At 37.3% G+C, this 13,835-nt stretch carries 13 protein-coding genes; 3 read left to right on the top strand and 10 right to left on the bottom strand.

Annotated features, from left to right (window positions below; translation table 11 throughout):
* Position 1: 1 nt before the first annotated feature.
* Positions 2-361 (bottom strand): BlaI/MecI/CopY family transcriptional regulator, encoded by a 360-nt coding sequence (locus BUB91_RS08280; RefSeq protein WP_073098760.1) that lies wholly within the window; start codon positions 359-361, stop codon positions 2-4.
* Positions 362-524: 163 nt separating this feature from the next.
* A complete protein-coding gene (locus BUB91_RS08285) occupies positions 525-1,322 on the bottom strand; it encodes a DUF2797 domain-containing protein (RefSeq protein WP_073098761.1) in 798 nt (265 codons plus the stop codon).
* Between the two features lie 191 nt (positions 1,323-1,513).
* Here BUB91_RS08285 and BUB91_RS08290 point away from each other — a divergent pair, with 191 nt between their 5' ends.
* Positions 1,514-3,043, top strand: coding sequence for a GH3 auxin-responsive promoter family protein (locus BUB91_RS08290; protein ID WP_073098762.1), 1,530 nt, complete (start codon positions 1,514-1,516; stop codon positions 3,041-3,043).
* A 424-nt stretch (positions 3,044-3,467) separates the two neighbouring features.
* Here BUB91_RS08290 and clpX read toward each other — a convergent pair whose 3' ends face one another.
* From clpX to BUB91_RS08330, 8 genes are all read right to left on the bottom strand, one after another.
* Positions 3,468-4,700, bottom strand: a complete 1,233-nt coding sequence (gene clpX, locus BUB91_RS08295) for an ATP-dependent Clp protease ATP-binding subunit ClpX (protein WP_073098763.1) — start codon at positions 4,698-4,700, stop codon at positions 3,468-3,470.
* A 74-nt stretch (positions 4,701-4,774) separates the two neighbouring features.
* The gene (gene clpP / locus BUB91_RS08300; protein WP_073098839.1) at positions 4,775-5,449 is read right to left on the bottom strand and encodes an ATP-dependent Clp endopeptidase proteolytic subunit ClpP; all 675 of its coding nucleotides are present in this window, start codon (positions 5,447-5,449) and stop codon (positions 4,775-4,777) included.
* A gap of 153 nt (positions 5,450-5,602) precedes the next feature.
* Positions 5,603-6,925 (bottom strand): trigger factor, encoded by a 1,323-nt coding sequence (gene tig / locus BUB91_RS08305; RefSeq protein ID WP_073098764.1) that lies wholly within the window; start codon positions 6,923-6,925, stop codon positions 5,603-5,605.
* A 95-nt stretch (positions 6,926-7,020) separates the two neighbouring features.
* Entirely contained in the window at positions 7,021-7,362 is a 342-nt protein-coding gene (locus tag BUB91_RS08310) for a phage holin family protein (protein ID WP_073098765.1), read from the bottom strand.
* A 235-nt stretch (positions 7,363-7,597) separates the two neighbouring features.
* Positions 7,598-9,088 (bottom strand): SGNH/GDSL hydrolase family protein, encoded by a 1,491-nt coding sequence (locus tag BUB91_RS08315; RefSeq protein ID WP_073098766.1) that lies wholly within the window; start codon positions 9,086-9,088, stop codon positions 7,598-7,600.
* A gap of 13 nt (positions 9,089-9,101) precedes the next feature.
* A complete protein-coding gene (locus BUB91_RS08320; protein ID WP_073098767.1) occupies positions 9,102-10,364 on the bottom strand; it encodes an OmpP1/FadL family transporter in 1,263 nt (420 codons plus the stop codon).
* Between the two features lie 274 nt (positions 10,365-10,638).
* Positions 10,639-11,409: an alpha/beta fold hydrolase gene (locus tag BUB91_RS08325; protein ID WP_073098768.1), complete on the bottom strand. Its 771-nt coding sequence runs from the start codon at positions 11,407-11,409 to the stop codon at positions 10,639-10,641.
* A 1-nt stretch (position 11,410) separates the two neighbouring features.
* Positions 11,411-12,124 carry a pyridoxine 5'-phosphate synthase gene (locus BUB91_RS08330; protein WP_073098769.1) on the bottom strand — a complete coding sequence of 238 codons (714 nt, stop codon included), beginning with the start codon at positions 12,122-12,124 and terminating at the stop codon, positions 11,411-11,413.
* Positions 12,125-12,210: 86 nt separating this feature from the next.
* On the opposite strand from BUB91_RS08330, the gene BUB91_RS08335 reads away from it, so the two are divergent.
* Entirely contained in the window at positions 12,211-12,873 is a 663-nt protein-coding gene (locus tag BUB91_RS08335; protein WP_073098770.1) for a CBS domain-containing protein, read from the top strand.
* Positions 12,874-12,891: 18 nt separating this feature from the next.
* Positions 12,892-13,776, top strand: coding sequence for an NAD kinase (locus tag BUB91_RS08340; RefSeq protein ID WP_073098771.1), 885 nt, complete (start codon positions 12,892-12,894; stop codon positions 13,774-13,776).
* Positions 13,777-13,835 lie beyond the last annotated feature (59 nt).

Raw genomic sequence — 13,835 nt, forward strand, 5'->3', positions numbered from 1 at the left:
GTTAGTCGTCTTTATTAATTTCTTTCAAAATAGATTCGAGTTCGCTGGCACTCATTTCTTTTTTCTTGACGAAAAATGAAACCATACTTTTGAAGCTTCCATTAAAATAATCGTTGACCATCTTAGACATCGAAGCACTGCTGTAATCTGATTTTTTCACCAATGGAAAGTAAATATGCCCCCTCCCTTCTTTTCTAAATCCTACAAAAGTTTTAGTCTCCAGAATACGCACAATGGTAGAAACTGTATTGTAAGCCGGTTTAGGCTCTGGCATCTCGTCAAGAACAGCTGCTACATTAGCTTCTCCCAGATCCCACAGGATCTGCATTACTTCTTCTTCTGCTTTGGTTAATTGTTTCATAATCTTAAACTAGTTAGGGATTAGTATTTGTTTTGATTCATTCAAATATAACTAATTTGTTAGTTAAACTAACAAATTAGTTGTAAAAATTTTAAATATAATTTATTGGAGTTGTCAGCTTTGTTACTAGCAACTCATTCCATTTAAGAAAATTACAGAAAGTTTAAGCGCTTACGGTAATACTTACCACATAGCCTTCAGAATTGCGTACATTAAAAACGGTACCGTCTTCAAAAAGCAAATATTGACCTTTTATCCCTTTAAGTTTTCCCTGGTATTCTGGTGTCTTTTCCAGGTTAAGGCTTTTTAATTTTGTGGGATACTGCAAAACCGGAAACTCAATATTGGTTTCAGAATTACTCGCTATATAATACTCTAGTGCATCTTCTGGGATGTATTGCTTGAGCGCATCGCGTTGCGCAACCAGATCTTCATCTTCAATCTCATTTTTCAACATTTTGCGCCAATTCGTCTTATCGGCTATATGTTCTTTAAGCGCGACTTCGGTGATACCTGCCAAGTAGCGATTAGGCACTTCAACAATTTCTATCGCTTCGTGCGCGCCTTGATCTATCCATCTCGTAGGCACTTGTGTTTTACGCGTCACTCCTACTTTTATATTGCTCGAGTTGGCGAGGTACACAATATGCGGTTGTAATTGCACCTTTTTTTCATAGTCTAAATCGCGATCTTCTTCATCTAAATGTGCTTTACTGAGTTCTGGACGCATAATCCAATCTGCTGCCTGAGGTACTTTATAAAAATCGTCGTAACAAAAACCCTGACGGTAAATCTTCTTATTCTTTCCACAAGCTAAACACTGATATTTTAAAAATTCAATACGTATTTCTTTATCGAGCAACTGATTTACGTGAATAAAATCGTTCTCAAAAACCAGATAATATTGAATGGGTTTATCAAGTTCGGTTTGCATTTTTGTAAGTACGCCTTGGTATTGCATAAAATTGATAGCTATTGAATTGTTTCAGTTAAAAAAACGGTATTTTTAGACCTAATTTTTTGCTAAAAATGAAATTTATTAGTCTTAGGTTTTTTCTCAAGAAAGCAAAATCATTGAGATCAAACTGCCTGAGAAAAATAGGTTGATTTTGAATTAATCCACCTAAATTAGCACTCAAATATACTAACAAAATGCCGATACCTTTAGTCAATTCTATCGCCAGCTGGTTTCTCAAAAAGAGAATACACCAGATGGAATTGTTTCTAAAATATCCTCACGATGTTCAAAATGAACTTCTTCTAAAATTAATTCAAAAAGCTAAAAATACCGAGATAGGTAAGCAATACGGCTTTAAAGATATTCGCAGTTACAGAGATTTTCAAGAGCAAGTACCCGTTACTAATTATGAAGCTTCTCACGACCTTATAGAACGTGCAAGACGCGGTGAAAACAATATCTTTTGGCCTTCACCTGTAAAACTTTTTGCACAGAGCAGCGGTACTACAAATGCAAAAAGCAAATACATTCCCGTAAGCCCAGAATCTTTAGAAGACTGTCATTATGCAGCCAGTAAAGATTTACTCTGCACCTATTTAAACAACAATCCTGATTCTCAATTATTCACAGGTAAAAGTTTACGCCTGGGTGGCAGCAAGCGCTTGTATGAAAGCAACGGCACTTCTTATGGAGATCTATCTGCTATCTTGATAGACAATATGCCTTTTTGGGCGGAATTTAGCAGCACTCCCGGAAACGAAGTATCTTTAATGAGCGACTGGGAAGTCAAAATGCAAGCGATTGTTCAAGAAACCATACAAGAAAAAGTTACGAGTCTTGCAGGAGTTCCCTCCTGGATGTTGGTTTTGCTAAACAACACGCTTGAAACCACCGGTAAAAATCATTTATTTGAAATCTGGCCGAGCCTTGAAGTGTACTTTCATGGCGGTGTAAGTTTTGACCCGTATCGCGATCAGTACCGAAAAATTTTACCCAGACACAACTTCAAGTATTATGAGATCTATAATGCTTCTGAAGGCTTCTTTGCCATTCAAGATAAAAATGGCTCGAGTGATCTTTTGCTAATGCTGGATTATGGAATTTTTTACGAGTTCATACCAATGAATTCTTACGGGCAACCCGATCAAAAAATCATTCCGCTTTGGGAAGTTGAAAAAGGAAAAAACTATGCTATCGTTATTACTACCAATTCTGGTTTGTGGCGTTATCGTGTGGGCGACACCGTTAGATTCACATCTGTTAGTCCCTATCGCATTCGTGTAAGCGGCAGAACCAAGCATCACATCAATGCCTTTGGAGAAGAATTGATCATAGAAAATGCAGAACAAGCACTGAAAAAAGCTACAGCGCTTACCCATTCTGAAATTGTAGATTATACCGCCGCTCCTATTTTTATGAGTGGAAAAGAAAAAGGAGCACATGAGTGGTTTATAGAATTTAAAGAGCTTCCTGCAGATAAGGAAGAATTTGACAGATTGTTTGACAAAGCGCTTCAAGAAATCAATAGTGATTATGAAGCTAAGCGAAAAAACAACATGACGCTGAATCCCCCTACGATTCACTACGCACGTACCAATCTGTTTTACGACTGGTTAAAGTCAAAAAACAAGCTGGGTGGACAACACAAAGTACCTCGCCTCAGTAACAATCGAGAACTTGTTGAAGAACTATTAATCTTAAACAATTCGTTTATAAAAAATTAGAGAATAATACTTTCACTTCAACGAATTTTAAACTCTCTTTAGCAAAAAAATAGTTCAAACTCTTCTCCCTCCCTAAATTGACCCTAACAACTCGCAGAAGTTAACAGCTTTGATTCATTCAATTTCACGTTCCTCAAAGCAAGTCGCAAGCTTTTAAGTTTTCAGTAATTGAAAATATAATTGATCAAAACCGTATTTATTAGCGGACTTTTTTATCGGAAAAGAAAATTACGGCGGACTTACCTTCTCTTCTCCAAAACCCGAGTTTTTTATGCGAAAAAGTAACATTTAAAATACTGATGTATATCAATTATTCACTGCGAAAAAGCAAGAAAATATTTTGCTTAATAGTTAATTATCGAACATAAAAAAAGCTCCTTACCAGATAGTAAGAAGCTTTTTAGATTTACCGAATACTTTAGTTTTAAGAAACTGCTTTCAACTTTTTAATAGTGGATTTCTCCAACTTAAACTGCGCATATTCTTTATCTACTTTGAATGAACTTAAATCTGAACTTGGTAGATCAAACATCGCATCTGTAAAAATCGCTTCACAGAGCGAGCGCAATCCACGAGCTCCTAATTTATATTCTATCGCTTTTTCTACGATATAATCTAATGCAGCCGGAGTAATCTCAAATTCGATATCATCCATATCAAACAACTTCTCATATTGTTTAATAATCGCGTTCTTAGGCTGAGTTAAGATTGCGCGCAACGTCTCTTTATCAAGAGGATCCATATGCGTAAGAACCGGTAATCGACCTATGATTTCAGGAATCAATCCAAAATCTTTCAAGTCCTTTGGGATGATGTATTTCAGCAAATTATCACGCTCTATATGCTCATCGCTCATACTCGCACTAAAACCTACAGCCTGCATATTCAATCGCTTACTGATTACGCGCTCTATACCGTCAAAAGCTCCACCGGCGATAAACAAGATATGTTCGGTATTGACTTCAATAAACTTTTGATCGGGATGCTTACGACCACCCTTTGGCGGAACGTTTACAGTAGTTCCCTCAAGAAGCTTTAATAAAGCCTGCTGAACACCTTCTCCACTCACATCTCGAGTAATCGAAGGATTATCCCCTTTACGGGCGATTTTATCGATCTCATCAATAAATACAATTCCACGTTCTGCTTTCTCCAGATTGTAATCTGCAGCTTGCAATAAGCGCGTAAGAATACTCTCTACATCTTCACCCACATAACCAGCCTCCGTAAGAACGGTAGCATCTACAATTGCTAACGGAACGTTAAGCATACGTGCAATAGTCTTTGCCATTAGGGTTTTACCTGTACCGGTCTGACCAACCATCACAATATTGCTTTTCTGAATCTCAATATCGTCATCAGACTCTGGCTGAAGCAAACGCTTATAGTGATTATAAACCGCTACAGCCATCACCTTCTTGGTAAAATCCTGCCCAATGATATACTCGTCTAAGAAATCTTTAATCTCCTTAGGTTTCTTAAGTGTAAGATCACTGTCTAAACCATTTTTATTGGTATCTTTTGCTTCTTCAAGCACAATACCATGCGCCTGCTCGATACAACGATCACAAATATGCGCATCCAGCCCTGCAATGAGTAAACTGGTTTCCGGCTTTTTCCTGCCGCAAAAGGAACATTCTAATTCTTCTTTCGCCATAATTCATTCTATTTTCATTTTGAACACTTTCGCATTCAAAATTTCTTTATTCAACAACTTTAAGGTTGTCTAGACTATTCTCTCGCAAGAATTTCGTCAATCATTCCATATTCTAAAGCCTTATCAGCTTTCATCCAGTAGTCACGATCACTGTCTTCATAAACTTTATCGTAAGTCTGCCCGGAGTGTTTTGCTATAATATTATAAAGCTCTTCTTTTAAAGTAAGGATCTCACGTGCTGTGATTTCGATATCACTTGCTTGTCCCTGAGCACCTCCTAAGGGTTGATGGATCATCACACGAGAGTGTGTTAAACCACTACGCTTACCTTTTGCACCTGCGCATAAAAGCACAGCTCCCATAGATGCTGCCATACCGGTACAGATCGTTGCAACATCTGGCTTGATGAACTGCATGGTATCGTAAATACCTAAACCGGCATAAACGCTACCACCCGGAGAGTTGATGTAAATCTGAATATCTTTTGAAGCATCTGTGCTTTCTAAAAACAACAATTGTGCCTGTACGATGTTTGCCACCTGATCGTTAATACCAGTTCCAAGGAAGATAATACGGTCCATCATTAGACGTGAAAACACGTCCATTGCAACGGCATTCATCTGGCGTTCTTCAATAATATTTGGTGTTAAACCTACAGGATACATGCTACTCATAATTTTATCGTAGTACATGCTATTAACACCCTGATCTTTAATCGCGTATTTTTTAAATTCGTCTGCGTAATTCATAGTATTTTTTTTCAAATTCTTTAAAGCAGTGTTTGCTCTAAAATAAAATTTCAATAAAAAAGGTGTAAAAAACACCTTGATGATTTTTAAGTAAAAAGGCGTTTTAACCGAGAGTTAAAACGCCTTAAAGATACTATATAATTTAGAGAATTACTAGTTGTAAACTTCTTTGACAAACTCCTCAAAAGTCACTTCTTTCTCTTTTAATTTTACATTTTCTTTAAAGAAATCAAGCAATTTGGTATTCATCAACTGCTCAGACAATCTTTTAACCTCGTCTTGATTGCTTAAGATACGTGCCGCGATTCCTTCTAACTCTTCGTCTTTAGGATCGTTTTGACCAAATTGAGCCATTTGCCCTTTGATCATTTCTTTTGCATATGCTTTGATTTCTTCAAAAGTTATTTGCAATTCGTTATCAGCTATGATCTTACCTTCGATCAACTGGTAACGCAATCCCTTTTCAGAACGTTCATATTCTTCAGCAGCTTCTTCAGCTGTCAATTCTTTTTCTCCGCTACGCTGAATCCATTTCTTTAAGAATTCTGCAGGAAGATCAAATTTTGTGTTTTCAATAAGTTTTTCGGTTACATCATTTAGCAATTGCTGATCGCTTTGTTGCTTGAATTGACCTTCACCTTCTTCTTTAATCTTATCTTTAAGTTCAGTCACAGAACTGATAACTCCCGGACCGTATAATTTATCAAAAAGATCCTGATCTAAATCTGCAGGCTCTCTATGATTTACTTCTTCTATTGTAAAAGAAACTTCAAGATTTTTCTCTTTAGCTTCTTCTTCAGAAAGACCTAAAAAAGATCTGTAATCTCCAGCTTCTTTAAAAAGACCTTTAGTTGAAACCGTAACTGTATCGCCAACTTTAGCTCCTACAAATGCAGAATTATTAGCTTTTCCTTTAAGTTTTGCTACTTCAAAAGTAGTTTTCTTATCAAACGCTGCTTCTTCATTCACAAAGCTACCAGAAACCTCATCCTCTTTTTCTACCTCTTGTTTGTTGGTAATTTTACCATACTGTTTTTGAATAGTAGTAATCTGGTTGTCTACCATTTTATCATCAACTACAATAGTGTAGCTCGTAACAGCATCTTTAGGCTTTAAATCAACATCAAACTTAGGCGCCAAACCTAATTCAAATTCAAAAGAATAATCAGCAGCATCCCAATTTAAATCTTCCTGATCTTTAGGAAGTGGATTTCCTAAAACATCAAGTTTTTCTTCAGTAAGATATTTCTGTAAACTGTCTTGTAAAAGCTTATTTACCTCATCTACCAAAACCGCTTTCCCATATTGCTTTTGAACAAGCCCCATAGGCACGTGACCTTTTCTAAAACCAGGAATGTTTGCAGACTTTCTATAATCTTTAAGTACTTTCTGTACCTTTTCGTTATAGTCGTCTTTTGCAATATCTACTTTAAGTACTGCATTTAAATCATCAATATTCTCTCGTGTAATATTCATCTTCTAGTGGAATTTTCCTATAAAATTTGGAGTGCAAAAGTACATCTTTTTTAAATCTCTGCAAAGTTTATAATGCTTTGAAATTCAGCAAGCTTCTATTCTTCTTTTATGAGTGCAAATAGGACGGACTGAAATAGCGAAAGTAATAAACTAAAAATCAAGGCCCACCAGATACCGTCTACTGAAAATCCACCTACAAAATAATCTGCCATCAGTATAATTACCGCATTGATGAACAGAAGAAAAATACCGAAGGTTACTATAGTTATAGGCAACGTAAGAATTACCAGAATAGGTTTTATGATCAATCGTAAAAGCGCCAAAACAATAGCTACAATAAAGGCTGTAAAAAACGAGGTTACCGCCGCACCAGGAAGTAAATAGCACAATAAAATCACTGCAAGAGCAGTAAGCAAGAGTTTGATTAAGGTTTTCATAAGGCTAGATTTTTAAAAAATTGGTTTTAAACTAGTTTACCCAATTTTGAAAGCTTAGTAAACTACTTCGCGGCAAGCCTGTCTGCCGACAAAGGCAGACCTGAGAAGCATTACTAAACAATACATTTTTAGAACGAGACAAGTCTCGGAGCATTTAAATCTCGATTATCGAGTAAAAATAAAAAAATCGCTACCAGCAAGTGGCAGCGATTTGTATAAAGAAAACTTAAGATTTTTAATTACTGATATTTACCGTTCCATAACTACCAATATTAACCTTAGGAATTGTTGAACCATACGTTGAATTGATAGCATCTATCGCCTGATTTGCCAGATACGCATATCCGCGAGGTGTAGGATGTACACCGTCTAAAGAAAATGCTCCACCGGTAGCAAAAGTTGAAGTCAACGTACCTGCATCAAATGCAATACCTGTATCTGCTAACTGATTTAATATCGCTCGGGAATCAACAAAAGCTAAATCATTAGCTTGCGCCAAACCTTGAATTGTAGCATTGTAAGACGCTTGTGCAGTTGCAATTAAAGCCTGCTCCTCAGGAATCAAAACATCCACATCTCCCAAAGCTACGCCTACTCCTATTACAGAACCTGGATTGTCAGGATCTGCTAATGTTCCTAATTTACTTGAAGTTGTAAGCAATAGCAAATCATCTGCTGTTGCCTGTCTTATATTTGGTAATGTTCCACCGGCAGGATTTGGCAATGTAGTCAGCGTTTCATCTTCAATAACTACAGCATTTTGACCCTCTTGAAAATCAATAGTACGTGCATCACGCTCTTCAGCTGTAATCACTCCCAAAGCAGCGTATTGCGCTAATCCTCCATTATATTGAACATACGCTTGATTAACTCCAGCAGCTGTAGTTGCGTCTAAAGGAATTGCATTAAATGGCACCGTTGTAAAAAATGGAATAGAAGTTACATCTGGAACATTGAAAACAACACCTCCTGAAGCGCTAGCCATTAAAGCTTGTATTTCTTGATTGTATATGCTTGCAAAAACATTAGGATCTGTAATATCATTTCCTCCATAAGTTGAAGGGTCTAAATTTCCGGACTGATCAACACCTGTTCCTCCACTGGTTGCAAAACTTAAAATATCGTTGTTCCCTATCCATAACGAAAAAAACGTAGGATTCTGAGCCGCAGCATCACCTATTATAGTTGCTTCTGTAGATGAAGCAAAACGCACAAAATAAGGATTTGAAGCTCCTGTTGCCACACCAGCAATGTTACCATAACCCGGCGCTACCAAATGAAAACTTTTAGCTCCCGGCACCCCCATATTATTAAAAGGACCCGAAAGTACATTTGTAATATCTGTAGTAGCAGTCCCCTCTAAACGAACAGGACCAGGATTTCCAGCAGCATCTAATGCCAACACAAAACGATTTGGTTGAATTTGAGTACCGCCAGCTAATAAACCTCCTGAGTTATCATCGACTAAAGGCTGTGTAAACTCGCCTCCGCCAGCAAGTGCAAATTGACCTGCCAGGATACTAGGAAAACTATTTTGCTGACCAGATATATACAAAGCTCCATCAGCATAACCAGAAGTCAGGGAGTTGCCTACAGAAACAAAAGTTGAAAAGTCTGCAGAACCGCTGCTATATACACCACCATCTTCAATAGGATTGTCTAATTCAGCTTCACAAGCGGTTAAAAGCACGGCTGACAAAGCCATATATTTAATATAATTTTTCATCGTCTAGCTTTTTTTAAAGTTTATAAGTCAAACCAATTCCGGGAACAAATGCGCTTGATTTGTAATCCCCACCAAAAGAAGACCCATCATCCACATAATCATAAGACTCATTGATTTCTTTAAATCGCACATATAGAAATGAAGCATCTATCGCAAAATTATCTGAAATCACATAAGACAATCCCGCAGAAAATCCATTACTATCATTACGTGGAGTTTCTGGAGCAAAATAGCCTGACTGCACCGGTGATTCGTCAAAATAATATCCTGCGCGTAACATTATTCGTTCACTTGCAGAATACCCAAATCCAACTTTATAAATTGAAGAATTCTTATAGTTACGAGGGTTTATTGATTCTTGTCCATTGCTGAATACGATATCTAAATCTTCATAAACATCCCAAAAGGTACGGGTATAATCAAAGTTTACCACCCACTTATCTTTGCTATAAGATCCACCTATCGTAAACTCTGCGGGCAAAGGCAATGAAGCCTTAAAACCAGTTGTTCCGTTAGAAGGGATTTCTGTTGTACCTACTGTAATTGCCTCCCCACTATCGTTAGGGAAGTTTGCAAAAGTCGCAGTACCATCTTTAGAATCTAAAATAATTTCTGAACGGTAGTTAGCACCTAAGGTGAAATTATCTGTCACTTTAAACATAGCCCCAACCGAGTATCCCCAGTTTGTAACACCACTATCGTCTATTGTTACGTTAGAACGATTACCTTCAAGATCTGTTAAGAACCGATTAGCATTTCTATTGAAGTTCACATTACCCGTAACGAAGATAGGCCCACCACCTACACTAAACTTATCGCTGATTTTAAAAGAAACTAGGGGTTGAATAAAAATCGCAGCAAGTTCTATATTGTTTACTAAATGTGAACCTGCCCAATCTGTTGGCCATTCCACCGTACTTCCGTAAGGTGTATAAACCGCCAAGCCTAGACTTAGATTTTCATTTAATGCGTAAGAACCATACAAGTAAAATGGTGTACTCATTGGACTATCTGTCTGAGCATACTGTCCTGTACCTTCATTTTGCCAAGCTACACTTGAAAAAACGCCAAAACCACCTGCAGAAGCATTGATTTTATTTTCTAAAAACACTAAACCGGCCGGGTTAAAAAATGCCAACTCGGCACTATTAACATAAGCCACACCGGTATGCCCCATTGCCAGGCCGCGTTGTCCTTGAAGTCCAACTCTATAGCCTCCCGCAAACGTTATCGTTGAGGCTAATAAGAATAAAGACGTAACTAAAACTCTCTTCATAGTCTAAAAGGGAATAAAATTATAATTTAATAATTGAGGGTGAATTTTTTAAGAATACATTAAAAATAAAGCTTATTTATTGTGCATGCATAATAAATTCTACTAACAATGTTATAAAAATTTATTGAGTCTTCGCAAGATTTATATTGATTTTATGAATACAAATCAACTAATTCGATTAAGCCCTAATGCCAGCTAAGCATTTTCTTTTTAATTTTTAGTTATACTTTATTCAAAGGAAGCCAATACAACTCTTCAACGGGTATCACGTAAATCAACCCAGGAATTTCATTACTTCAGCATAAAAGTCTTTAGGGTTCTCTGCATGCAACCAATGCCCTGCATTTTTAACCCCTATCACTTCTGAGTTAGGAAAATGTGCTTCTATCAAAGCCTCATCCTCTTTTGTAATGTAATCAGATTTGAGTCCGTTCAAAAATAAGGTTTCACCTTCGTAAACAGTTTGGGTTGGCAAAGCTTCGCCAATAGCTTCAACTTGACTTGTAAGAACCGGGAGGTTTACCCGTAACGCAAGTGTTTTGTCTTTTTGCCAGTATAAATTCTTTAAAAGAAATTGACGCGTACCCCAATCTGAAATATAATTTTCTAAAAAAGTATCTGCATCCCCGCGAGATTTTCTGGCGTTTTCATTCTCTGATAAGGCACTCAAACCTTCTAAAATGGTCTGATGATGCGGCGGATAATGCTTAGGAGCAATATCTGCTATGATGAGTTTATTAATCAATTCCGGGTAGCGCATGGCAAATAGCATTGCAGTCTTCCCCCCCATAGAATGACCCAATAAAATAATATCGCTAAGCTCGTGCTCGTCACAATAAGCTTTTAAATCATCTGCTAACACTTCGTAGTTAAACGTATCGCTGTGGAAGCTACGCCCGTGGTTACGCTGATCGACCAGATGCATCTCATAACCAGATTCAGCAAATTGATTGGCCAAAGTTTTCCAGTTATCACCCATTCCCAAGAAACCATGTAAAATAACAAATGGCTTCCCAGAACCTGTAATGCTGCTGTGTAAAATCATATTAAGATAAGGCTTCTAAATAAGACTGAATTGTTTCCTCTAAACCATTATACAAAGCTTCAGCGATAAGTGCATGACCTATAGAAACTTCTAAAAGTCCCGGTAAACTATCTGCAAAAAACTTAACATTCTCTAATGATAAATCGTGACCCGCATTAAGCCCGAGATTAAGATCCTGAGCCAGAAGCGCTGCCTCAACATAAGGTTTTACAGCATTAGGATGTCCCTCTTTAAAACCTACAGCAAAAGCTTCAGTATATAATTCTATACGATCTGTACCGGTTTCCTTTGCTCCTTCAATCATCTCTGCTACCGGATCTACAAATATTGAAGTACGAATGCCTTTCGACTTAAATTCAGCAATAACTTCTTTTAAAAAAGCCCGGTTTTTAATCGTATCCCATCCCGCATTAGAAGTTATAGCATCTACAGAGTCTGGCACCAAGGTAACCTGAGCAGGTTGCACTTCTAAAACCAGATTAATGAACTTCTCAACAGGGTTCCCTTCTATATTGAGCTCTGTTTTAACAATAGCTTTTAAATCCCGTGCATCCTGATAACGTATGTGACGCTCGTCTGGCCTGGGGTGAATGGTAATTCCCTGCGCTCCAAAAGATTCTATATCTTTTACTGTTTTTATCAAGTCAGGAACATTACCGCCTCTGGCGTTACGTAATGTTGCGATCTTATTAACATTTACACTTAATTTTGTCATCTCAATAATTGTAACTTTGCTTGCAAAAATACGAAGTAACAGAGGCTCTACCCCTACTTTTTTAATTAAATTGCATCAAACAAGCTATGAAAATCACTGACTACATTATAAAAGACATTGATCCGCTTGACGAGCAATTGCTCATGGGCGATGCTCAAGAACTTTTTTCTCAAACCACATACTCTCACGTTCCTATTTTAAGAGACAAAACCTACGTAGGATGTTTAAACGAGAGTGATGTGCACTGCCACGCTTCTGACGAAATCATCGCCGATAATAGCCATATGTATGAAGTATTCCTTGTACGTACAGATACCAACTGGCTCAATGTTATTGAAGCTTTTGCTCAAAACAATACCAACATAATGCCGGTTCTTGATGAAGAAACCGCCAATTATCTGGGGTATTATGAGTTAGCAGACGTGATGACCTACTTTAACAACACTCCCTTTTTAAATGAAAACGGAAGTATCATTGTTATAGAGCACGGCATACACGATTACAGTTTTAGTGAGATTTGCCAGATTATAGAATCTAATGATGGAAAAATTCTAGGTGCATTCATCTCACAAATAAAAAATGAAGTTGCACAGATTTCAATAAAAATTGGTGCAGACACAAGCTTCAACACCATTCTACAAGCTTTTAGAAGGTACGGTTATGTTATAATCTCAGAACATCAGGAAGATGCTTTTATAAAAGATTTACAAGAACGTTCGCAATATTTAGACAAATACCTCAACATTTAGTCAGCAAAGTCAACACGTATGAAAGTAGGGATCTACGGTCAATTTTATCACGAAAATTCTGGAAAATATGTTCAGCAATTACTCGACTTGCTTCATCAAAAAGGAGTCGAAGTTATTATTGAAGAAAACTTTTTGAAACTCATTCACGAAAACGAAGAGATCAATAAGACCTATTCACATTTCAGCACTTTTGAAGAACTTGACAAAAGCTATGATTTGTTTTTCAGCATTGGCGGCGATGGCACTATACTACAAACAGTCACTTACGTCAGAGACCTCGAAATACCAATCGTTGGTATAAACACAGGGCGATTAGGATTTTTAGCTACTGTAAATAAAGAGAAACTGGTAAGTTCTGTTGAAGAAATACTTAAGAGTAATTACAGCATTACCGAGCGCTCACTAATAAGCATCAAGACTTCGGCACCTAATGAAAATTTTGATGAGCTCAATTTTGCGCTTAATGAAATTACGGTAAGTAGAAAAAACTCTACTTCGATGATCTCTGTAGACACTTCCCTTAATGGAGAACGCTTAACCAATTACTGGGCAGACGGACTTATTATTTCGACACCTACGGGTTCTACGGGATACTCACTAAGTTGTGGCGGACCGGTTATTATGCCGAAAACTTCTAGCTTTATTTTAACGCCTATAGCCCCGCATAACCTGAATGCAAGACCTATTGTAGTGCCAGATTCTACAGAAATAAAACTAAAAGTAAGCGGAAGAGAAGAAGATCATCTAGTCTCTTTAGACTCTCGCATTGCTACGCTACCGGTAGAAACTGAAATCACACTAACCAAAGCTCCCTTCAACATCAAACTCGTTTTACTTGAAGAAGATACTTTTTTGACCACCTTACGTAAGAAATTACTCTGGGGCGAAGACAAGCGCAACTAAACAATAAATACGCAGTTATTTTGTTTATCAAAAACACGTTTCATTATTAATAATGAGCA

Origin of the sequence: Leeuwenhoekiella marinoflava DSM 3653 (genome assembly GCF_900129005.1) — a bacterium.
Taxonomy (GTDB): Bacteria; Bacteroidota; Bacteroidia; order Flavobacteriales; family Flavobacteriaceae; genus Leeuwenhoekiella; species Leeuwenhoekiella marinoflava.

Bases quoted from the DNA above. Each gene is read 5' to 3' on its own strand.
- BUB91_RS08330 (WP_073098769.1), bottom strand. From the start codon at position 12,124: ATGACAAAATTAAGTGTAAATGTTAATAAGATCGCAACATTACGTAAC.
- BUB91_RS08320 (WP_073098767.1), bottom strand. From the start codon at position 10,364: ATGAAGAGAGTTTTAGTTACGTCTTTATTCTTATTAGCCTCAACGATA.
- clpP (WP_073098839.1), bottom strand. From the start codon at position 5,449: ATGAATTACGCAGACGAATTTAAAAAATACGCGATTAAAGATCAGGGT.
- BUB91_RS08310 (WP_073098765.1), bottom strand. From the start codon at position 7,362: ATGAAAACCTTAATCAAACTCTTGCTTACTGCTCTTGCAGTGATTTTA.
- BUB91_RS08340 (WP_073098771.1), top strand. From the start codon at position 12,892: ATGAAAGTAGGGATCTACGGTCAATTTTATCACGAAAATTCTGGAAAA.
- tig (WP_073098764.1), bottom strand. From the start codon at position 6,925: ATGAATATTACACGAGAGAATATTGATGATTTAAATGCAGTACTTAAA.
- BUB91_RS08280 (WP_073098760.1), bottom strand. From the start codon at position 361: ATGAAACAATTAACCAAAGCAGAAGAAGAAGTAATGCAGATCCTGTGG.
- clpX (WP_073098763.1), bottom strand. From the start codon at position 4,700: ATGGCGAAAGAAGAATTAGAATGTTCCTTTTGCGGCAGGAAAAAGCCG.
- BUB91_RS08325 (WP_073098768.1), bottom strand. From the start codon at position 11,409: ATGATTTTACACAGCAGCATTACAGGTTCTGGGAAGCCATTTGTTATT.
- BUB91_RS08285 (WP_073098761.1), bottom strand. From the start codon at position 1,322: ATGCAATACCAAGGCGTACTTACAAAAATGCAAACCGAACTTGATAAA.
- BUB91_RS08315 (WP_073098766.1), bottom strand. From the start codon at position 9,088: ATGAAAAATTATATTAAATATATGGCTTTGTCAGCCGTGCTTTTAACC.
- BUB91_RS08335 (WP_073098770.1), top strand. From the start codon at position 12,211: ATGAAAATCACTGACTACATTATAAAAGACATTGATCCGCTTGACGAG.
- BUB91_RS08290 (WP_073098762.1), top strand. From the start codon at position 1,514: ATGCCGATACCTTTAGTCAATTCTATCGCCAGCTGGTTTCTCAAAAAG.